Origin of the sequence: Gilliamella sp. B3817, from assembly GCF_026536705.1 — a bacterium.
In the GTDB taxonomy this organism is placed as follows: Bacteria; Pseudomonadota; Gammaproteobacteria; order Enterobacterales; family Orbaceae; genus Gilliamella; species Gilliamella apicola_I.
The window spans coordinates 559,028-580,899 of record NZ_JAFNNV010000001.1 but is presented as its reverse complement, the minus strand read 5'-3'; the positions used below and the strand labels follow the sequence as shown (position 1 = coordinate 580,899).

Sequence of the window (21,872 nt, the reverse complement as noted above, 5' to 3'; positions counted from 1 at the left end):
CATATTTTTTTCATTAAAAATCACTCAAAATATATATCAATTAGGCATGATTTCTACGACAAGAGATGAAGGGAAGTTTGAACTTTCAGTCGATGGAAAAAAAAGAAAAAAGTTTGCGTTCAAATATATCAATTATGATAACCCTGTCAGCAATATCTTTTTCATCAGACTATTTGGCGTTATTTTAAACTATTTATCAATTGTTTTTTGTTTTATCATTTTTGCTAACTTATTATTAAATATAATCTTTTACTTTTTAAGTTTAGGTAAAATGATTAACTTAAAATACTATAAATACTATCTTTTTAGTGAATATAATGTTTATGGTATCGCATGGATAGCAGTCGCATTTGCTTTAGCTGTCATTTGTTATCTGATTATCTACCATAAATATACAAAACAGTTTTTTTCAGAATTAGATAAAAAAGTTAATGAATCAATGATTTCAAATATTAAAAAATCTGATTTAAGAAGCGGTAGTTTATTAGATGTTAAAGATTTAAAATTTAATGAAGTCGATATTTACGATCCATCAGATTATTATCAAGAAGCGAAACAAAAAGATTCGTTATTTCTTGGTATTGATGATGAATCGACCCCCATATTTTATAAAAAAAGTGTATGGAATGAAACTAACGTACAAATAATCGGAAAAATGGGAAGTGGTAAAGGTGTATTAGCAACATCTGTATTTATCCAATGTTACGAAAACTATAATGATTTCAATGTATGGTTCGATCCTAAAAACGACGAATGGGCTTATAGTGTTTTCAAGAATAAATCAAAGAAAGATCAGTTCTTTTATATAGATCTTAATCGAGATGCAGAGCCTCAATTTAATATATTCCAAGATATTACCGTCACAGAACTTAATGAATTATTTGTAGCCGGTTTTGGACTTGGCAGAACAGGAACAAATGCTGACTTTTATAAAATTGGTGATAGAAAAGTATGTCGTGAATTGGCTAATCAGTTTGAGGATGAACCAGATAATATCAACATCAACACGATTATGGAAAAATGGAATAAACTACCTAATGACCTAAAACAGCAAGGTTCAAGTTTTTTTGGTCAGCTTGAAGAATTATCTGAATTAAAGTGTATTCAAACTGATAAAGGGATTAACTTAAAAAACATTATATCAGGCAATAAACCCGGCATGTTATATATAACAGGATCATTACGAGATGAAAATGTTGTTATGTTACAAAAAATGTTGCTATTGAGAATAACGCAGATCATCGAAAAAAGGGACAGAAAACAAGATTTAACACACATTAATATCATGCTTGATGAAGTTCGATATATTTTATCTAAAAATACGTTAGAAATGATGGGAACAATACGAGATAAAAAAGCAAATATTATCTATACTCACCAATCGTTAGGTGATCTAGTTGGGTCAAGCCAAGATCTTGATCCTGCATCGACCAAAAATATCATGCTCGACAATGTTGGACTAAGATGGATATATAAACTTGATATAAAAGACAGTGCGGAATGGGCAAGTAATTTAACTTCAGAAACGCTAAAAGATGTAGAAAGAAGAACTTTAAGCTTAAATGATGCAAACGTAGAAATGGCAAGCAAAGAAACAACCATTTTTAAACAAAAAGCCAATTATATTGAAACGAGTGTTATACAGAATTTACCGAAACGCTGTGGCTTGATTATTGGATTAGAAGGCTTGCCTAAGTTAGCTTACAGTAGCCCAATAATCGTATCTAAATTAGATAAAGTATTACAGATAGCACCTAGATTGGAACTTACCTACAAAAAAACAACACCAAAAAACAAGGTTGAAAAACAACCAGTCAAAAAACAGAAAAAAAATGAGACCACTGTCGATAAAGAATTACTTAATCAAACTACAGGATTAGAAGATTTTTTAGCATCCAAACTTAAAAAAGATAAAAACCTATCTGATGAAATAATGATTGACATCGAAAGTAATCCTACCGCTCAACCAACGATTATAAATCATGAAGTGATTAAAGATTAACAATTTGTGATAACGATTTCAAAAAAAACATAATGGTAACGTACGTACTAAAAAATTTTTACGTTTCAATAACTATAGTGAAAAGCTTATTCTGTCTAGTTTTTGGTTATCTTTTTCCAAAAAAAATCGTTATATTTCGTAAAGATAATAATTAACAAACAACAATTATAATTACAAAATTTACTAAATTAGAACTGAAAATATCGAAAATAGCTATTATAGTACGACCCATCTTTACAAATTCGTTTCAATTAGCGATTTGTGCGATTTTAAAAATAAATTAATAAAAATCATATAACTATAAACAAAAAATAAAATAATAAAAAATTACAATAATTTGTAATCGTATATCATTATATTAGGAATAGAAGGAAATGAGGAAGTGGAGTTAGTTACGCTTTTAACAGCTTGTGCTTTAAATGTAAGTTCTGATTTATTAGAACCATTAATTCAATTAGAAAGCGGTTATAACCCTTATGCTATAGGTGTTGTGGGCGCTTCTGTTCCTCAACCTACCTCTTTAAATGATTTTTGGCACACTATTAATGATTTAGAAAAAAGAAACAAAAATTATTCGGTAGGTCTTGCTCAAATCAATATCAAAAATCTTCATCGATTTAATATTCCTGTTCTTGATGCGGTAGAGCCTTGTAACAACATCAAATTATCAAGTGTCATATTGAAAGATTGTTACTCAAATTATCAAGATATAGGAAAAGCATTGAGCTGTTATTACAGTGGCAATGATAAAACTGGTTTTAAGCGTGATTTTAATAATAGCTATGTTGAACGATTTTTAACATCTTATGCTAACAAGCAAGAAAATGTTGTTATCAATTTTGATTATGACCAATTTTATCAACTCAAAAATCAAGTTGAAAATTATCATCACAATCAACCATCAACACAAATTGCCAGATCATCAAATGTTAAAAATACTAATCAAGTAAAAAATTTTTCTAATCACAAGAAAAAAGAATCGTTTTTGAAAAAAACAATCAATATGAACTAAAGGAGAAAGAATAAAATGAAATTAATCAAAAAATTATTTTGGTTGTCAATTGGGATTTTGATTACTAATCCAAGTTTTGCTGCCGGACTTTCTAAAACCGAAAGTGGTATGAAAGAACTGCAAAGTTCGATACATGCCATTGTAGGAATTGTATTTCTTATAACAGGACTCATTGTTGGTGTTTTAGTTTGGCGAGGATCAAAAACATGGGAAGAGTGTTCTAAATGGGTGATTGGAGTCGCATTTGCAGGTGGAGCGGCAGAATTCATTACGATTTTCTTTGGATAAGTGTCAAATAAATGGAAAAAGATATTTTATACAAGGCATTAACCAGACCTGCATTAATATTAGGATTACCATTGCAGTTAATCATATTTATTGCATGGTTAACTGTTATGTTATGTATGTTTATTTCATACTTTTTTGTCGGTTTAGGTATTTTTCTTTTTATTACCTGTGTTGCTTTAAATAAAAAGGATGAAATGTTTTTTTCTATATTGGGAAAGAAATTATTGGTTTCAAGCGGAACGGCCAGTTTGTCACAAAGTAAAAAGCTATATGGCAATAATATAGATTATGTAACATCATCGTCTTATCGGGCAATAAAAGTGGATAATAATATTAATTTAAAACATTTTTCAACTATCGAAAAAAACATACCTTACTCAAGTCATATCGATAATCACATTATTATTAACAAAAATGGTGATTTAGTGGCGACATGGGAAGTAAAAGGTATTTCCTTTGAAACAAAAGGTGATGATGAACTTGATATCAGAAAAAATGAACTTGATAATTTTATTCGCTCATTTTCAAATGAAAACATAGCAATATATGTAAATGTCATCAAAAAAAATACAGATATCAAAATAGGCGGTGATTTTACGGGGTTTTGGTTTGCTGAAGAAAATAATAATCGATATCTCGATTACCTAAAAAGTCAGCAAAATAAAGAGACTTTTATTTATGTTTCTTTGGTGATGAAAGGCGCGGATTTACAAGATAAAGCAGATAGCTTCATTACCAGTATAATTACAAAATTGATAGGGAAAAAATCGATTAATGTCAAAGAAAAACAGGATTTCATTGATAATAACTTATTACAAATGAAAGATCTCTGTTTCAGATTTGATAAAGGATTATCTGAATTTGGCTCAAGGCGACTAGGGTTATATAGCAAAAATGACTATGTTTATTCAGAATTGATTGAATTATATAACTTAATATTAAGTGGTATTGATCGACCGATAATAATCGAACCGACAAGGTTATCCAACCTATTAGCCACGTCTGATTATTATTTTGGTGAACAGACAGTTATCGCAAAGTCAAATAATCAAACTAAATATATAAAATGCGTTGAAATAAAAACTTATTCTAACGAAACCAATCAAGGTATCTTTGATTTTCTTCTCGCTTTACCGATAGATATTTGTATAACGCAATCCTTTTCTATTTTATCAGCCAAAAAAGGAGTGGATTTAATAAAAAGGAAGAAAAATCAATTTGAATCATCAAACGATGATGGTGTTTCACAAGTATTGACCCTTGATTTATTTATTGATGATTTAGCAAGTGGCAATATTTCAATTGGAGAATACCATTTCAATGTATTTATCCGTGCCAATACGTTTGAGCAAGTCCAAAACCAATCAAAAGAAATTATACAATCTTTAAATAATAAAGGGTTTATTGCACAAGATAGCACAATATCATTAAAACCTAATTTCTTTGCGCAGTTGCCTTCAAATTTTAAATATCGAACACGCGTTGTTGAAATCACCAGTAAAAATTTTGCAGGAACAACGGGATTACACAATTTTTTAGCTGGTAAACGAATCGGCAATTGTTGGGGAGACGCGCTAACGGTATTACAAACTAGAAGCGGACAACCCTATTATTTCAATATTCATGAAGAAAACGCATTTACTAATGATTTGGGTAAAGATCTAGTCGGTAATTTCATGATCATTGGTGGAACAGGTGCCGGTAAAACGGTTCTTGCATCCTGGATATTGGAACAAAGTTTAAAATTTAATAGTCCAACATCGTTTAAAACCAATGTATTAGAACAAACCAAAAAATTTAGATTTATCTATTTTGATAAAGATAGGGCTGTTCAAATGCATATGTTAGCCTTAGGTGGAAAATACATTAGTCTCAGAAAAGGTTTCAATACCAATCTAAATCCTTTTGCGCTTGAAAGCACGCAAGAAAACATTAATTTTTTAGTTTCATTTATTAAACTACTTTGCTCATTAGACGGTGGTCCTGTATCTGTATTACAAGATAAAGAGATATATAGAGCCGTTAATCAAGTCATGTCCCGAGAAAGAAGCAAAAGAAGTTTTGGTATTTCTTTATTACTTCAAACATTGGACATAGAGCAGGCAGAGGATAAACGAGAAAAATCGATTCATGAAAGACTACAAAAATGGAGCCGAAATGGTTTTTTAGGTTGGGTATTTGATAATGAAATAGATGATCTTGATATCGAAAAATACAATACTTTTGGCATTGATGGCACAGAGTTTTTAGATGATAAGGAAATCTTGGATCCGTTAATGTTTTACATTCTCCACAAAATAAAATTGTTATTAAATGGTCAACGGATTGGTGTTTTTATCGACGAAATACAAAAATATGCAGAATGTCCTACGGTTGACAACATGATCGACGATCTGTTTAGGGTTATCCGTAAACTACAAGGATTTATTGGTGGGGCAACACAAGATCTGACTTCGATTGAACATACCAAAACATACAAAGTACTATTAACACAGACAGAAACTAAAATAGTTATGCCAGAAAAAGTATATCGGGAAGATTATTTTATTGAACGTCTAAAATTTACTGAAAAAGAGTTTCAATTGCTAAAGACTTTGAAAAAAGCAGATAGAGAATTTTTAGTGAAAAAAACCAGTGTCGATACCGGAAAACCTGAAAGTATCGTTTGTCGATTAAATTTAGGTTGCCTAGGTGAGAATTTACGTATATTGAGCATTGGTTCATCAGAACGAGCAGTCGCCGATAAACTAATAGCAGAAACAGATGACGCTCAAATCTGGATTAAAAAATTAGGTCAATTATTACAAGCTGAAAATATGAATCAATAAAGGGAGAGGAAACAATGAAAAAAACAAAATTATTAATGTTAAGTTTATGCTTTATATCTTATAACGCATTATCTGGAGGTGTTCCTGTATTTGATGGCGCAGCCAGTATAAGAGCACTCAATGAGTGGCAAGAAAAACTACAACAATGGCAATCAACAAACAGCTTCCATAATAGTAATCTTACTTTAGGTCAGGCTCAACTAGGTACTTTAAGCGGTGTGAAAGATCAAGTTAAAAATTTCAATGTCAAAACATTGGTCAAGGATATTAGTTCAATTGATAAAATTATGCCTAACTATGACTCAATAGTTAGTGGAAAATTTTCAAAAGAATCTAATGCATTAGCTTCAAAACTGGACCTTAATGGTCGATGTGTAAATAACCATAAAGAATTGGTTAATCTTTGTAAATCAGAGAATTTGAACTTAGCGGCTAACTATATTGCGATGGAAAAAGTCAATGAACAAATAAATGTCATTTCGGAAAAAATAGGAAAACTAGCTGATGAAGTATCACAATCTGATACTGTTAAAAACAGTACAGATATCAATAATGAAATCACAGTATTTAACAATCAATTAGAATTATTAGATCGAAAATTAGAACTTACACAAAAACAATTCCAATCCAATCAAATGTTAATCGATAAACAAAAGGAAAAAATTAGAAAAGAACTCAATTTACGTCCGAGTACTGAAGCATTTCAACGTTTGGAAAATGAGCTGAAAAGAAAAAATAAAAATATCGTTAGTTTTGATGGTTTTTAAAAACTCTAAATAAAGTTAGATTAGGTATTCTTTATCATTTTGCTATTTATTATTGTTAACAATATAGATATCAATGTTATTTTAAAAAATTTAAAGAATGCCTGATTGTTGTTGAAAAAAGTCGAATAAGACGGGAGATATCTTCAGATGGCTGGAGTATTTAGTTCGCTACAAACACTAGTTGATACAACGCTTGAGCAAGTTAAAGCCCCTAATATAACCGAATTACTTGATGCAATTAGTGAAATATTTGGATCAATTATGCTGTTATGGGTTACGTTTAAGTGTATTGATATTGCTATAGGGAACAAGGCCTTTGTAATAGCAGAGAGCTATCAGAAAATATTAATAGTATCTATTGTGACAACCATTGCTTTTGACGCATCAGGTTGGATAAAAACTATTTTAGATATTGTAGACGAAGTTAAAAAGATTTTGATAATAAATGGAGGTGCAATAGCACAGCTAGATGGACTGACAGATCAGTATAATAAGACAATTTCCCCAATTATAGATGATACAAGCATCTTTGTACAACCATTTATATTAGTACTATTTTGGGCTGGCTTTTTTATTATGGCTGGTAGCTGTCTTTTTATGTTATTGACAGCACAAATTATTTTAGCTTTAGCATTGCTCTTTACACCGCTAGCAATTTTATCGTTATCGTTTCAAAGTACGAAAAAAGTATTTGAAGGATGGTTATCTTCTGTAGTAGGTTCAATGGTCAGTATGATGTTAGCAGGGATGATGATGTCGATAATGTCATCATTTGTAAAAACAATATCCGACACTGAAACTTTTAAAAGTTTGTCCGCTTCAATAGCCTCAGGCGCATGTGTACTCTTTGCTATTTTCTTTTATTACATTATGTCAGATGTAAAAAGATTAGCCGAATCAATCACAGGATTTACATGTGGCTCTCTCATGGATGCATCTAATACCTTCAATATGGCAAATGCTCAAAAAGCAGTACAAGCATTAAAAAAATTAAAAGATAAGGTAAGCAAAAAATGAAAAAAATGATAATTTCTCTATTTTTATTAACGTTAGTAGTTGGCTGTGTTAAAAGAAAAAATACTGTTCCTCTAGAAAATAACCAATTACAAGCGGTAAACAGTGACATTATTACTTATCAACTAATAGAAAATATAAAGGCGAAGTAAATGTCAGACAAAAAAAGTATACATGTTATAGATGAACTTACAAAAGAAAGTCTAACTTTTGAAAAAAATATTATTCAGAATCAGGAAAAATCTAAAAAATTAGCATGGATAGTAGCAAGTATTTTTATCTTATATTCGCTAGTGTTAACGGGGTCATTTGCATTTTTATTACCACTGAAGGAGACTCAACCCTATGTTATTCGAGTCGATAACAATACAGGCTATACCGATATTATTCCATCCTTAACGGATCAATCCTTTACGCCGGATGAAGCACTCGATCGATTTTGGATAGCCCATTATATTGAATTACGTGAAAAATATGTTTATGAAACTCTTCAACAAGATTATGAAAGAGTGCAATTATATGGATCAGCAAATGTTAATCGGCAGTACATCGGCTTATTTAACGCAGATAATGCACCCTACAAATTGTATGGGGATGGTTATGCTATCGAAGTAAAAATTTTGTCTATAAATTTGGGGGTAAGTGAAGGAGAGACTAACACGAAGACTGCTATTGCACGGGCAGAATTGACTAGGGTAAACCTAGCTAACAATGAAAGAGTGAGCAAAAGAATCTTTGCTACCATAGCGTATGACTATAAACCAAATTTATCACTAGCGTTAAATCATAGAACATCCAATCCGTTAGGATTTCAAATTTTATCTTACACCGTTGATACAGAAAATAGGTAATTTTAATGAAAAAGCTGATTACATTTCTAATAGTTTTAATCACGTTTAATGCATATTCCGAAACCGATCCCCCAAAATCTAATTTTGATTATCGTGTTCGAGAGCTTGACTATAATAATGATGATGTAACTAAAATCATTGCGGTAGATGGTTATACCACAACTATAAAATTTTCAGATAATGAATACATACAATATGTAACCACAGGTTTTGAAGAGGGTTGGCAACATAAAATACAAAATAATTATTTAATCATTATGCCCAAACCTATCGACAATGGGGAAGGGACTTTTTATAAACCTTCATCACCAGATTGGAATACTAATTTAATTGTGATTACCGATAGAAGGGAATACTCATTCCAATTAATGATAGATGAAAAACAAGATAATAACTCTTTTATTGTACGCTTTAATTATCCGAAGGATAGAGCCTTAGCCATAAAAAATGAAAATATAAGAAAAGCAAAAATATATCAAGAAGAGAAAAACAAACAACTTATAACAAAATCATTAGGCAAGTTAAGTACACCTGTGAACTGGAATTATTACAAATCTGTTAATAAAGGAAGTGAAAGTATTGTACCGGATTTTGTTTATGATGATGGCATACTAACCTTTTTAGGGTTTTCCAATGAAAAAGAGATCCCAAGTGTATTTTTGGTGAATAAAAATAAATCAGAAGAAATGCTCACCTACAATATGCGAGCCGATGTATTAAATAATTACCGAACGTTAGTAGTTCATAAAGTGGCAGAAAAATTAATTTTAAGAAATGGTAACAAGGTTGTCGGGATTTTTAATCAGTCTTATGGAACCTATAAACCAGAATATAAAACAACAATAAGCGATAACGTAATCAGAGTGATCAACCAGTAAGGATAGAAAATGAGTGTCAATCAAAATAATATGGAGTCAAATGAAGAAAATTTGAAATCGAATATCGCTGATGAATTGAAAAATGAGAAAAAATCAAAAGGAATATCATTTAAAACAATCTTCATGTTGATGGTTATCATCGCTATCGTGTTATTTTTGTTAGCGAGGGGAATTTTATCGCTTAAAAGATCAATACAACCTGATAGACAAAACTCCGAGCCCGAAGTTGTTACTGTTGATAATAGACCATTTAATATTACAAGAAATACTAGAAATCCTGATAATCTTTTATCCCCAAATGATCCAGAAAGTGGGATTGATTCAGAAGATTCAGACCCAAATGAAATTGAAATACCATCAAAACCCATAATTATAAAAGGGCGTTTCGGATTAGCTAAAGGTGATGATAACAATGTAAAACAACAAGAAACCCAACCAATAGTTCAACCAATACCTCAACAACAAAGTTCTGGTGATAACGAAAAAAACAAACAAAGTACCAAAATTGTTAAGGCGGAAGTATTAAAACTTAACCCTAATTTATCAATTTATAGGGGAACATTTATTAAATGCTCATTAAGAACAGCATTGATTAGCCAAATTAGTGGTGATGTTGGATGCATTATCAGTGATGATGTTTATTCGGCAAATGGTACAACCTTACTTATAGAAAAGGGTTCAATAGTTAATGGAGCCTTCAGACGAGCCAGTGTTAATCAAGGTGACGATAGAGTGTTTGTTTTATGGGAAGAAATCAGAACACCCAATAATTTAATAATAAGAATTGATTCAGGGGCGAGTGATGTATTAGGTGGTCAAGGTATTAGTGGTTGGGTTGATAATCATTTTTGGACTCGTTTTGGTAATGCTGTGTTAGTTTCTTTGATGAGTGATCTGTCAAGTGCTGCTGCATCACGATTACAAAAAGAACACACTTTTACTGATTTAAATAATACCACTCAAGGTGGAACGGATGTTGCTAAATCGATAATTGAGAAAAATGTTGATATTCCACCAACAATATATCGTAATCATGGTGATAGTGTTGGTATTTACACTAACCAAGATATTGATTTTAGTGATGTTTATAAATTAGAGTACAGAAAATGATGAATACTATTTTTTGGGAAAATACAGAAGTACTATTTGGAAAATACCTATCAGATCCGAAAATAAAAGAAATTTGTGTCAATCCTGATGGTGCATTGTGGGTTGAAACAACTGACGATGAATGGATAAAAAAAGAATCGATTGAAAACGATATAAAAAAACCAGGTTCACTTTTACAATCTTTTGCGACGACCGCGGCAAATTACAATAATACAAAATTAGGTGAAACTAACCCCTTTTTAAGTGGGACATTAATCAGTGGTGAAAGAATACAATTAGTTTATGCACCCGCATCTAAAAACTTAATTGTAGATATCCGAAAAAATCATAAAACCAATGTACCGTATCAAAAGTATGTTGAACAAGGTTTATTTAATGATATCAAAGCATTTGGTGATAAAAGTAGAGATGATGAAGAGTTAAAAGAACTTTATCTTAGCAGAAATTTCGTCGATTTTATAAAAAAAGCCGTAGCTGTAGGTAAAAACATCATTTTTTGTGGTGAAACAGGATCGGGAAAAACGACCTTTATGAAAAGCTTAATGGAGTTTATACCATTAAATGCACGGTTAATATCTATCGAAGATACAGAAGAGTTAGCCTTTTTTAATCATGGTAACTATGCCCAACTTTTCTATGATAGCCAATACAAAGAAGAAGATCCGGTAACGCCATCAAAATTACTAAAAGCATGTTTACGATTAAAACCAACCAGAATTCTACTGGCTGAAATACGAGATCAAGTCGCCTTAGATCTCATCAAAGTAATTGGTAGTGGCCACAATGGAACACTATGTTCTTATCATTCACCTACAGTTGAAATGACTTTTCAAAAAATGGTGACTAATGTAATGGAAAATCCTAAAGCCGTGGGATTAAGTGATAAAACTGTTGCTAAAATGATAGGGTTATCAATTGATGTAGTCATTCAAATGTCAGCTTTTTCTGGTTCAAGAAAAATTACAGAAGTCTATTTTAAGGATGTCGATTATGAAAAGTTATTTAATTAAAGGGTTATTAATTATATTAATAGGATACCTAACAGGTTGTTCAAATCCACCTAAACCACCTAAATTGAATAGTGACAACTATAAATCTGTATATCAAGATCAACTATTTCGATATCCGACAAGTCGACTATCACCTAATGAACAAATTATCAAAGACTTTAAAGATAAATCAGTGATTTATACTGTAGTAGGCGCGCCAATTAAAGAGTCAGACAAAATAACTGTCATTTTTTTAGCAACTCATGCCGATTCAATAAAAATAATTGGCAACAAAAAAAATATTTATCTCTATGAAAATTATTTCAGAAAAATAGGGATTAAATGCCAATTTGTAACAGAAGAAATGGTTGATAAAAATGAATTTGTCACATTTATATTTTCAGGAAAACAGGGGGATAAGATTGTAAAATCAAAATAAAATGTAAAACATATGTTATTAAAAAATAACATGGGAATAGGAAAACAATAAAATAATAAAACTAAATAAAACCAGCGAAAACATCTAAAAATAACGAATAATAAGCGTATTAAAAGATGTTATTCAATGAACAAAACAATGAAACACAAATGTATATCAAAAAACGAAATTGATAACATTCAATTACTATAAAAGCAGGTAATATTATGAAAAAAATAAACTATTTCAAGACAATTATCATATTGACTGCTTTTTTTTCATTAAACAGTTTTGCTGATGAAAAAGAAGACTTAGATAGATACCGGTTTGAATATAAAACAATTATGTCAAAAGAACATATATCACCAACAGATCAGCTCAAAGCTAGCGATCTAAAAGAGAAAATACAACTCATTGAAAAAAACAACCCATCTTTAAAAGAAGATGACAGAAGTATAATCGATAGGCTTGCCGAAACTAAAGAATCAAAAATAGTTACAAGCTCAAGTCCTGCTAACACAAACGATATAGATTATCGTGAAAACGTGGGAATATCAGATAACCTGACTCATTTTACTAATGACAAAAAAAATCGATTTAATATAAACCAAAAAGATCTTTCTAATGACCAAGCACTAGCTTGTGGTGTTATTTTATGTTTATCTTCAGTAACAAGGCCGAGTGAATGTACATCTTATCTTAAAAAATTCTTCTCAATAAAAGTAATTACCAGAGGGATTTTCAATTGGACAAAAACGCTAACAGCAAGAAAATCTTTTTTAGCAATGTGTCCGGTTGATAATGATGACCAAAATTTAAATAACCTAGTCAACGATATTATTCCAAACCAAAAAACAGATTGTACAGCTGACGAATTAAACAACTTGCAAGATAAAAAAGGGGATAGTATAAGAACCATTGCAAAATTACCAGATTACTGTGAAGCATTAGCCAACCATGCCTATTCTGATATCAAACTACCTACCTATCATTGTGATGGAACCTATTACTCAAACAAAGATTGGCGACGAGGTTACAGTGCGATAATAATTAGAGGAAAAAATCCGAAAAAAGAATATGATGCATGGAAAAGTCAAGGAAATAAAGGGCATATGGAAAAAATAAATTTTGGTTATGGTTATTTTAAACATTACCCAATTACCAAAAAATGTTGGAAAGATGAAAATTAAGCTAATTCAGAACTGATTTCTGACATGAAAATATAAACAGCAAACTATCAATTTGAACAACCAATAGTTGATAATGACTGTTAACGAAAACTAAAAAGTTAATCCTTAAAAGTAAGGATTAACTTTATTGGTTATAGCTCTACTCAATTTTTATAAATACGTGTTTCCCAAACTCGATAAAAATTTTCATAACATATTATTTTCTTTTTCAATATCTATTCTTTCAATAATAGTTGCATGAAACCTATTTTGTTTTTCTCCAATAACTAATTGTTTTTCATTAATAAATGAAGCGTGTTCAATAGCAAATGCTAAACCCACCCAATAATCACACTCACCTGGAATGCCAAATGTTGTATTGATATGATAAATGTTATCAATAGAGCAAGCCTTATCAACATATCGAGATAAAACACGCACATTAATATCAGATGTTAATTTGTTTAACCATATGGCACCAATTGGATGTTGATTACCTTCTTCAATATTAAAATCACCCCATAGTTCTGCATATTCAAGAGTATCATCGAGATTATCGCTTTCTTGTGTACGATGCAAAGCAGCAACTGTTAATTTATTTTCACGTATATATTGGATAGTACTATCAGTTTGGAAAATATTTTTTCCTAGGCAAATCATACTTGTCATCGCCTCAGAACTATATGAATGAGGAAAATCATACAAATGTAGACTTATACAACATAATATATGATCGTTATTCTTAGAATTATCTAACCAACTATCTAAAAATATGGAGCTCTCTTTTACATCAACTACGCTCCAAGAGTCAAAAAAAGAGGTTAAACCTACTTTTTTTTCCCAACTTAGTTTGATTAATTCAGAGGAGATAGGCACATCGATAAAAATTCTAATATGCTTCTGTTTTTTTTGGAACACTTTACTATTTAAAATAGAAATAACTTCTTGTAATTCATTAAATAGTTCATCTACTTTAAGACTAAAATCACTATTTTTCAGATTGTTAAATTTGAATCTTGAATGGATAATAGGATTATTATAATCACTGGATGGTAAAGCTGTTTTTGCGTCAATGGATAGCAAACCATTTATCAAGGCTTGTGCATGATCTTCATCACCGAATTCAGAATGTAATTGATTAAAAATGACATAAACCGGTTTTTGACCAAATTCAATTAATTCTTGTTTTCGATCTTCACGTAATTTATTCCAACCTTCAACATAGAACTCTTTATAGCCACGAAATAACAATGATATTAATAATAGTATTATCCAACCTATAAAAGCAAAAATAACCGCAATGATGATATGCTCAATTCCGATCCTATAATTTGGTTGATTTAAGCAAATTAAAATCACGCTAATGATTATAAATACTACTAAGGTAATGCACCAAAATAGACGAGACAACCCTTTTTTCAAAGTCAAAGGTTTAGGTAATAAATTTAAATCGATAGGCATAATTTATTCTTTTCCAAAGTTGTCAAGTGAAGAGATTAAACAGCAACCACATGCTGTTTTATGTCCATGAAAAGCGACAGGCTTACCATTTTCAATAAAAGAGCTATCTCCTTCTATAATTGGATTTACACCATGACCTTTAATCGGACAAGCTACCATATCGCCAAGTCTGGCAACCCCCTTATTCAAAATTAGAAGTGTTGAAGAAGCAGAAATAACTTTACCGCCATGACTTGTTGAGTCACCTAATCGTATAACATTTCTCATTATTTTATTTCCTTTAATTTTTTATAAATAATTCTTTAATTTCAGAAGTTAACCAAAATTTATTTTTCCGATTCTAATCTATCAACAGCTTTGTACTCTTTACTAGTATCAATCGTAAGATTTATATAGTGTTCTTCCTCAGGGAAGTCTGGAATTCCATGATATGGAACACGGCCATAGGTTACGTTAGTAATATTTCCTTGTTTATCAAGATGAACAATTTTACTATCTCCCACACTAGGAGTATAAAAAATAGCAGTTTTATCACCTTGTTCATTAAATAATGTGGTTTCAGAATAATATTTACTTCCCTTTGGATAGGTTTTTCTAATACTGATCAGTTTATTATTTTGGTCTTTTGTTATGGCTATTAAATCATTACCTTCTTCGTCATATTCCACATAACGAGATTGTAATCGTGTTTTTTTATCCATTGAATAGATAAAAAATCTTAAATAACGCATACTAGCGCTATGGGGCCAATAGTCATATTCCCATTTGCTAATGGAAAGCAAAGGTTTTTTTTCAACATCTATAATTTTGCCCATTTCTTTGGTCACTTTAATATAATTAGGTAACATAATTGCTTGTTCAATAGTAATTGGTTGTAGCTGTAACTGCGTATCTAAAATAAAAAAGTGAGAACCATTTTCAAGCTCTTTTAAAGAATTTAACTGTTGGTCATTGAGTAAAATATATTGAGGTTTTCGCCGATAGCTCCAACGTTCTTTGAATTGATAATTATCACCAACTACATTTATTTTAAGTGAAGTACTAAAAGGGGAGTTTACACGATAGGGTGCATTTTCGGCTTGCTCAAGAGAAATAGGAGCAAAATCAGGATAATTGGTAGGTATTCGGTAATGATTAAATATTATTCTGGTCGATCCATAATAAGGCACATGCGGTTTAATGCCCATTGCTCGGATTTTAAGACATTTGGCAACATCTAGTGGATTAATTAAACCAGTCATAAGTGCTCCTAGTATATAGATCAATAATGGCGCTGTTATTAAAAATAATTCAAATTTTTTTTTCATATATGCTATCTTTTTTTAGATTATGGCTTGAGTATTTCGGCTAATTTTTTTGCATTATCATTAACCTTTTTCATTTTGTTATAAACTTCATTGGCTTGCTTTCTAATATCTTCATGGTTTTTTAATTTGTATATATTTCCGTAATGATCAGAAATATATCGATATTTATTTTTGTGATCATCCGCTGAGGCTAAAAACCTCATAAAATGTAAATCTTTTAAAATATATCTATCAGCTAAATTAACTTCATATAATAAATTGAATAGAAAAGTATGACAGTTATACTCTGCATAATGCTCAAATGCATAAGACCATTTTTTTACTGCTTTATTTTTGGATTTATCATCAACATTGTTTTCTTCTTCAGAAATATGACTTATTGCAAAGTTTCTTATTTCTTCAATGACGTCATCTTCAGTTCGTGGATCATTGGCAAAAAGATAAGGGTGATTAACTTTCCCTTTATCACTGTTAGGGAGGGTATATCTTTTATTATGATGGGGATCAAATGGATATAAAGAATAAATTTTATCTTCTTCAGTAATTCTTGCCCTGCCTGCTTCATTAGGTATGTTTTTGTCTTTTTCTTGTTTATCTCTATTACTATCATCCTTTGCACGAAAATATTCACAATCACTATTTAAACAGCCATCAGTAGTAAAAGCATTAAAAAAAGTTGCGGGTTCTTGTGGATACCAACCATAACTTTCAATGAACTTTTCGCTTCCATCCATTTTGCTTAAATCATTAATTATTTCAATCCAATAGTGGCCCGGTGCTGTATCTGTATCCCATTCTATACGTCCACCCAAAACTAGAGTTGGCAGGCGACATATTCTGATTCGGGATAACTCTTTAATACCAGCCCTAACAATCTGTTTGTATGAATTATTTTCCAAATCTGCAATTGTTCTTCCTGCTACATCAACCCAACCAGCAGGTGGAATCCAATTATCATAACCCATTAATGCTCCTTATAAATACATTGCTAAACTTCATTTTTTGGCATTGTTGTGTTAGATAATAGTCAAAAATTATGACTAAAGTTTGCAATAATAAATAGTAGTTCAAATTTTATTGACACTCACTTTTCTAAAAATGAGTTGAAAATCACACCAATAAATTCATCAGAATAAACTGGTAACATATCGTAAAGTTGGGGATTATTTTTATTTTTAATATCGCTTGTTGTAAATTTGATATTGCCTTTTTCATCCAGATATTGATTTTCAACACCATCACTATAATAACCGTAATAGCGAATGATATGATTGGTTTTTATACCATCAGGGGTAAAACGTTCTATTACGCCATAAATACTATCTTTATCAACTATATTAAAAACTGCGATTTTTCTATTTTCATTATCTTTGATTGTTTGCGATACTGTATATAAACCAATATCATCATAGATCGTTTCTATGGTTATTGATGGCATAACAGGGCTTTCTAATACTTTCAATATTTGTTTAACCATTTGATTGCTATCTTTATATTCATACTGCTGTAACGTCTTTTGTATCCTCGTTTTTTGTAGTATTGAATCAATTTTTCCCATTACTTTTTCTACTCGAACGTATCTAGGCAATGCAATAGCTTGTTCAACGCCATCTAATGGGATTAATTGATCTTTATCATCAAAGCTAAAAAAATAGGAACCATTTTCTAACGATTTGAATTGTTCTAAAGGTAGTGATATCGGAACTTGTTGCCATTTTTCCATTGAAATTGTTTGATATTGATAATTATCACCTAATGTTACTTTAACTAAATCTACATACTTTTCTTTAGGATACTGAAATTCAGCTTCTGATAGGCTCATCGCAAATTGATGTGGGTAATTTTTATAACGTTCTTCCGCCCATTTTGGAAATGGAGTTGGGTGGTAATAACTACTGTTCGGTTTTATACCTAAAAATTTGGCTCGAGTGATGGCTTCTTGATCTGCTAGTGTGGTATCTTTATTAAATGCCATTTGTTGAATGAAATTACTTATATGAAAATGATGTGCTCTTTTAAAATCCATAGGGATTGATTGATAAATAGCGGGTTGAGGTAAATTCTGATCTGAGTAAATTTCTGGTTCAGAATTTGTAGTTTTTATAATATTGCCTGATTCATCTAAATATTGGCTTTCAACATTACCTTTTTTATCATAAATTATGGTATGGTTAACCTTAACCCCTTTTTCATTAAAAATATCCATTACTGAATAAACATCGTTTGTATATAAATAAGTCATAACCGCTTTATAATTTGTCACTAGGTTATGTTCTAACATTTTAATTCGTTTGCCAGTTTGATCATTTTCAATTTCGTAGCGAACAAGTGGCTTATTATTTAAATCGAGTTTTTCTCTAATTTTTCTCAGAATATTGCCATTTGGCCAGTATGAAAATATCGATTTACTTATAAAAGTCAAAGGACGTTTTTGCATTTTTACCACTTTACTTTGTTGGATAATTACCTTGAGATAACAGTCTTGTGCTAATGCTTCTTCAGCCGAGCTTAAGTGATGAAGTTGATACTTTTCGTCCAAGGTAAAAAAGTGTTCACCATCTGGATAATCATCAAACATGGCAATGGGAAATAAAATATCAATCAAATCTCTGTCTTTTTCGAGAATACTTTTATATTGATAATTATCATCCAATTCAATAATTTGAATTATATTATCAGGAGAGTTGGGGTTTATTTTTTCTGCTTCAGCCAAAGTGATAAATGGCTGTGTTGGAAAATTTTTATATTTACTATAATTATAGTCAGAGTGAATGTATGTGATATGGGGCTGAATTCCTTGTGCTTTTAATTGGCTAATGATGATATCATCGGATAAATTTTCTTTTTGCATTGTTAGTCCTAAAGTTGAATAAAATACATTTGGCAATAAAATAAAAAAATAAATTAATTTTCGGAAGATTTTTTTCATCTATAAACCCTGCCTTTTTTGATAGTTAACAATTAATACTATATTCATTATTTTCTTTAAGTTTTCCTGAGTTTTCTTTTAGTTTTTTCAGTGATACATAATAATTTGCTTCAACAACATCTAAATTATTTTTCACATTCTTAAAATATTCACGGAAATGTTTATCTTTATCTTCAGCAATAATTGGATCGGCTAGACCAACATGACCTAATAATAAAAATAGAAAAGTGTGACAGTTGACTTCATTATAGCCATCGTTATACCAACTCCATTCTTTTGAATATTCATCGTAAAATGAGTTTGCAAATTCTCTAATTTCTTTAATAATATCTTCTTTCGTTTTGTTATCATTGGGGAGTAAATAAGGGTGTGACATCATTTTTATTTCACCTTTATGAAATCGTGAACATTGATGAGGATCAAAAGCATAAATAGATAAGTTATTATTCATTGTTTTTCTTCCTGCTTCGCGTGGTGTTATATGAATAAGAAATTTAGATTCGTCTTTTTTTCGTCTTACCGTTGAATCACCATTTAAAGTTCCTGCTTCTTTAAATTCAATCAATTTGATAGGAACATAAGCGGCTGTTTTAGGGTCTTCATTAGGAGTTATTGTCACAGGAAAATCAACAGGATACCATCCATAACTTTCTCTAAAACCATTAGCCGATTTAACATTTCCTAAACTAATTATTTCTGCTTCGGTTTTATATTCTTCTCTAGCAACTTTTATATGTTTATCAATAATATCTTCATTATCATGGATAATTTCAATCCAATAATGACCAGGAAAAGCCCCTTTACTCCCAAAAAAAGCTAATGGAATTCTACATATCCGAATCCAATCAAGTTCTCTATAACCTGCTTTTACATATTTATACGAAGTACAAGGATCATTAGGGTTATAAAGGACTGTATTCCCATAAATAGACTCAGCTAAACGTTCCCAGCACATAAGTATTTTCTCGCTTTGTTGTTTGTACTTATATTTAAAAATATTTTATTTATCATTTTTTAACTCTCTTTGATAAAGCTTAAAAAGTTGATATTCCAGCTGATCTATAAAAATAGGATAGAAAGGTTTTTCATAAATTTTATCGTAGACTGAATCTTTTTCGGGATAATCATCCGTTGTTTTAATCAGTTGTCCTTTTTCGTCTAGATATTGGTTTATTATGTCAGGATTATTATTCTTATTTATTTCAATATGATTGGTTTTTATTCCATTTGAGTTAAATTCTTCAAAAATAGCATGAAAATCTGTTGGATTGATAACTGTAATTGTTCTTACCGTTATTCCTTGATTATCTTTAATCGCTTGGTATTTGGGCAAATAATTTTCCCATTTTGTCTCAATGATAAAGTTTGGTAACAGCGTGCTTTCTAGTAAATTGAATTTACTGTTTTTCAAACTATTATCTTGATATTCAAACTCATTTAATACTTTATAAATTCGTGTTTTTTTAACTATCGATATTATCTTACCCATCTCTTTTTCAACACGTATATAGTTTGGTTGCTCTACCGCTTGTTCAACGTTTTCTAATGGAATTAATTTTCCGTTATTGTCCATAACAAAAAAGTAGATGTTGTTTTCTAGTGGTTTAAACTGTTCTAATGGCAAAGTGATTGGGGTTTGTTGCCACTTTTCTTTAATCAAAGTTTTATACTGATAATTATTGCCCACTTCAAATTTGATTAAATCACTGTATTTGGCATTAGGTTGTTGATGTTCCGCTTCAATTAATGTTAACGGTTTTTGGTGGGGAAAATTTTTATAACGATTAGGCCAAAGAAGGGGATAAGTTACCTTTGCGTAATACGGTTGATTAGGAGTAATTTGTAAATACTTAGCGCGGTTTATCGCCTCGTTATCCCATTGTGTTGTATTTTTATCTACAGTATGAAGAAAAAACCTCTCTGTTAAAACTACGTCTGTTTTTTCAATATCCATTAATAAATTATTATAAGGATATTTCTCAGCTAATTCTTCTTTAAGCGGATCGAATATATCATCAGGCACCTTATTACTTTTTTCTACCAGTTTTCCTTCATGATCCAATATTTGATTTTCGATTTTATCTTCAGCATTAGTATTATCATAATAAATCACATGATTGGTTTTATTACCCTGGCTATCAAAATATTCATCAATTCTTGATACGCCATCTTTGTTTATGTAGGTATAGCGTATATTTTGTTGCGTCAACAGATTCTTTTTATTACCTGATACAATTTTTTCATTATCATCATAAAATGTTTCATCATAGTAAATGATTTGATGTTCATTATTATAATACTCCAATTTATCATACTTTAAATTTTGATTAGGCCAATATTCATAATTAAAATGGATAATCATACATGTAGGTCGTTTTTGAATACTGATCACCTTTCCATCTAATTTTTCAACACGTATATAGCCGGGCTCTTTAAACACTGCTTCAAAATTTTCTTTTTTTTGCAATTGGTTGTCTTTATCTAAAATATAAAAATGGATACCATCTTCAAGTGTCTCAAAAGGCTCTGTTGGATAGAGTATTTCTATAATATTTCTACATATGTTAATCACTTTACTATATTGATTATTTTCATTAATTGTTATTTGATAAATATCCAATAATGAATCATCGTCAGGGTCTGTTTCTAACGTTTCAGGCGATAAAAATAATTTTTTTTCTGCAGGATAACTATCATCTTTATGACGAAAACTTTTGAAATCATACTGGTAGTAAATTTTATTAGCCTCTAAAGGTTGTGGTGTTTTCATAATTGTTTTTTGATCTATCATGTTTATATCCGCATAGGTAAAATTAGGATTAATAACCCAACATAAAAAATAGAAAATA

General features: G+C 30.4%; 19 protein-coding genes. 12 read left to right on the top strand and 7 right to left on the bottom strand.

All coding sequences use genetic code 11. The features are described 5' to 3' along the window. Positions 1–271: 271 nt before the first annotated feature. From J3U36_RS02545 to J3U36_RS02490, 12 genes are all read left to right on the top strand, one after another. Positions 272–2,002 carry a hypothetical protein gene (locus J3U36_RS02545; protein WP_267378341.1) on the top strand — a complete coding sequence of 577 codons (1,731 nt, stop codon included), beginning with the start codon at positions 272–274 and terminating at the stop codon, positions 2,000–2,002. A 382-nt stretch (positions 2,003–2,384) separates the two neighbouring features. Then, the gene (locus tag J3U36_RS02540; protein WP_065559009.1) at positions 2,385–3,014 is read left to right on the top strand and encodes a transglycosylase SLT domain-containing protein; all 630 of its coding nucleotides are present in this window, start codon (positions 2,385–2,387) and stop codon (positions 3,012–3,014) included. A gap of 15 nt (positions 3,015–3,029) precedes the next feature. Beyond that, positions 3,030–3,302 (top strand): TrbC/VirB2 family protein, encoded by a 273-nt coding sequence (locus tag J3U36_RS02535; protein ID WP_267378338.1) that lies wholly within the window; start codon positions 3,030–3,032, stop codon positions 3,300–3,302. A gap of 11 nt (positions 3,303–3,313) precedes the next feature. Continuing rightward, positions 3,314–6,130 (top strand): VirB3 family type IV secretion system protein, encoded by a 2,817-nt coding sequence (locus tag J3U36_RS02530; RefSeq protein WP_267378335.1) that lies wholly within the window; start codon positions 3,314–3,316, stop codon positions 6,128–6,130. Between the two features lie 14 nt (positions 6,131–6,144). Next, positions 6,145–6,897: a type IV secretion system protein gene (locus J3U36_RS02525; protein WP_267378332.1), complete on the top strand. Its 753-nt coding sequence runs from the start codon at positions 6,145–6,147 to the stop codon at positions 6,895–6,897. Between the two features lie 147 nt (positions 6,898–7,044). After that, on the top strand, positions 7,045–7,914 hold the full coding sequence (locus tag J3U36_RS02520; RefSeq protein WP_267378329.1) for a type IV secretion system protein: 870 nt from the start codon (positions 7,045–7,047) through the stop codon (positions 7,912–7,914). Positions 7,915–8,063: 149 nt separating this feature from the next. Next, the gene (locus J3U36_RS02515) at positions 8,064–8,762 is read left to right on the top strand and encodes a virB8 family protein (protein ID WP_267378327.1); all 699 of its coding nucleotides are present in this window, start codon (positions 8,064–8,066) and stop codon (positions 8,760–8,762) included. A gap of 5 nt (positions 8,763–8,767) precedes the next feature. Then, entirely contained in the window at positions 8,768–9,640 is an 873-nt protein-coding gene (gene virB9 / locus J3U36_RS02510) for a P-type conjugative transfer protein VirB9 (protein WP_267378325.1), read from the top strand. A gap of 9 nt (positions 9,641–9,649) precedes the next feature. Continuing rightward, on the top strand, positions 9,650–10,750 hold the full coding sequence (locus J3U36_RS02505; RefSeq protein ID WP_267378323.1) for a TrbI/VirB10 family protein: 1,101 nt from the start codon (positions 9,650–9,652) through the stop codon (positions 10,748–10,750). Continuing rightward, positions 10,747–11,760 (top strand): P-type DNA transfer ATPase VirB11, encoded by a 1,014-nt coding sequence (gene virB11, locus J3U36_RS02500; RefSeq protein WP_081299148.1) that lies wholly within the window; start codon positions 10,747–10,749, stop codon positions 11,758–11,760. The genes J3U36_RS02505 and virB11 overlap by 4 nt, the downstream gene beginning before the upstream one ends. Beyond that, the gene (locus J3U36_RS02495) at positions 11,741–12,178 is read left to right on the top strand and encodes a hypothetical protein (RefSeq protein WP_267378320.1); all 438 of its coding nucleotides are present in this window, start codon (positions 11,741–11,743) and stop codon (positions 12,176–12,178) included. Before virB11 ends, J3U36_RS02495 begins: the two co-directional genes overlap by 20 nt. Before the next feature lie 206 nt (positions 12,179–12,384). Beyond that, positions 12,385–13,347, top strand: a complete 963-nt coding sequence (locus J3U36_RS02490; RefSeq protein ID WP_267378318.1) for a TrbM/KikA/MpfK family conjugal transfer protein — start codon at positions 12,385–12,387, stop codon at positions 13,345–13,347. A gap of 186 nt (positions 13,348–13,533) precedes the next feature. On the opposite strand, the gene J3U36_RS02485 is transcribed toward J3U36_RS02490, so the two are convergent. The 7 genes from J3U36_RS02485 to J3U36_RS02455 all read right to left on the bottom strand — a co-directional run bounded on the left by J3U36_RS02485 (position 13,534) and on the right by J3U36_RS02455 (position 21,814). Continuing rightward, complete coding sequence (locus J3U36_RS02485) at positions 13,534–14,787, bottom strand: hypothetical protein (protein WP_267385832.1); 1,254 nt, start codon at positions 14,785–14,787, stop codon at positions 13,534–13,536. Positions 14,788–14,790: 3 nt separating this feature from the next. Further along, entirely contained in the window at positions 14,791–15,054 is a 264-nt protein-coding gene (locus J3U36_RS02480; RefSeq protein ID WP_267378314.1) for a PAAR domain-containing protein, read from the bottom strand. A gap of 59 nt (positions 15,055–15,113) precedes the next feature. Then, entirely contained in the window at positions 15,114–16,028 is a 915-nt protein-coding gene (locus J3U36_RS02475) for a hypothetical protein (RefSeq protein ID WP_267378311.1), read from the bottom strand. 86 nt (positions 16,029–16,114) lie between these two features. Then, the gene (locus J3U36_RS02470; protein WP_267378309.1) at positions 16,115–17,059 is read right to left on the bottom strand and encodes a hypothetical protein; all 945 of its coding nucleotides are present in this window, start codon (positions 17,057–17,059) and stop codon (positions 16,115–16,117) included. Positions 17,060–17,178: 119 nt separating this feature from the next. After that, on the bottom strand, positions 17,179–18,945 hold the full coding sequence (locus J3U36_RS02465) for a hypothetical protein (RefSeq protein WP_267378307.1): 1,767 nt from the start codon (positions 18,943–18,945) through the stop codon (positions 17,179–17,181). Between the two features lie 103 nt (positions 18,946–19,048). After that, positions 19,049–19,978 carry a hypothetical protein gene (locus J3U36_RS02460; protein ID WP_267378304.1) on the bottom strand — a complete coding sequence of 310 codons (930 nt, stop codon included), beginning with the start codon at positions 19,976–19,978 and terminating at the stop codon, positions 19,049–19,051. 45 nt (positions 19,979–20,023) lie between these two features. Then, positions 20,024–21,814: a hypothetical protein gene (locus J3U36_RS02455; protein ID WP_267381803.1), complete on the bottom strand. Its 1,791-nt coding sequence runs from the start codon at positions 21,812–21,814 to the stop codon at positions 20,024–20,026. Between the last annotated feature and the right edge of the window lie 58 nt (positions 21,815–21,872).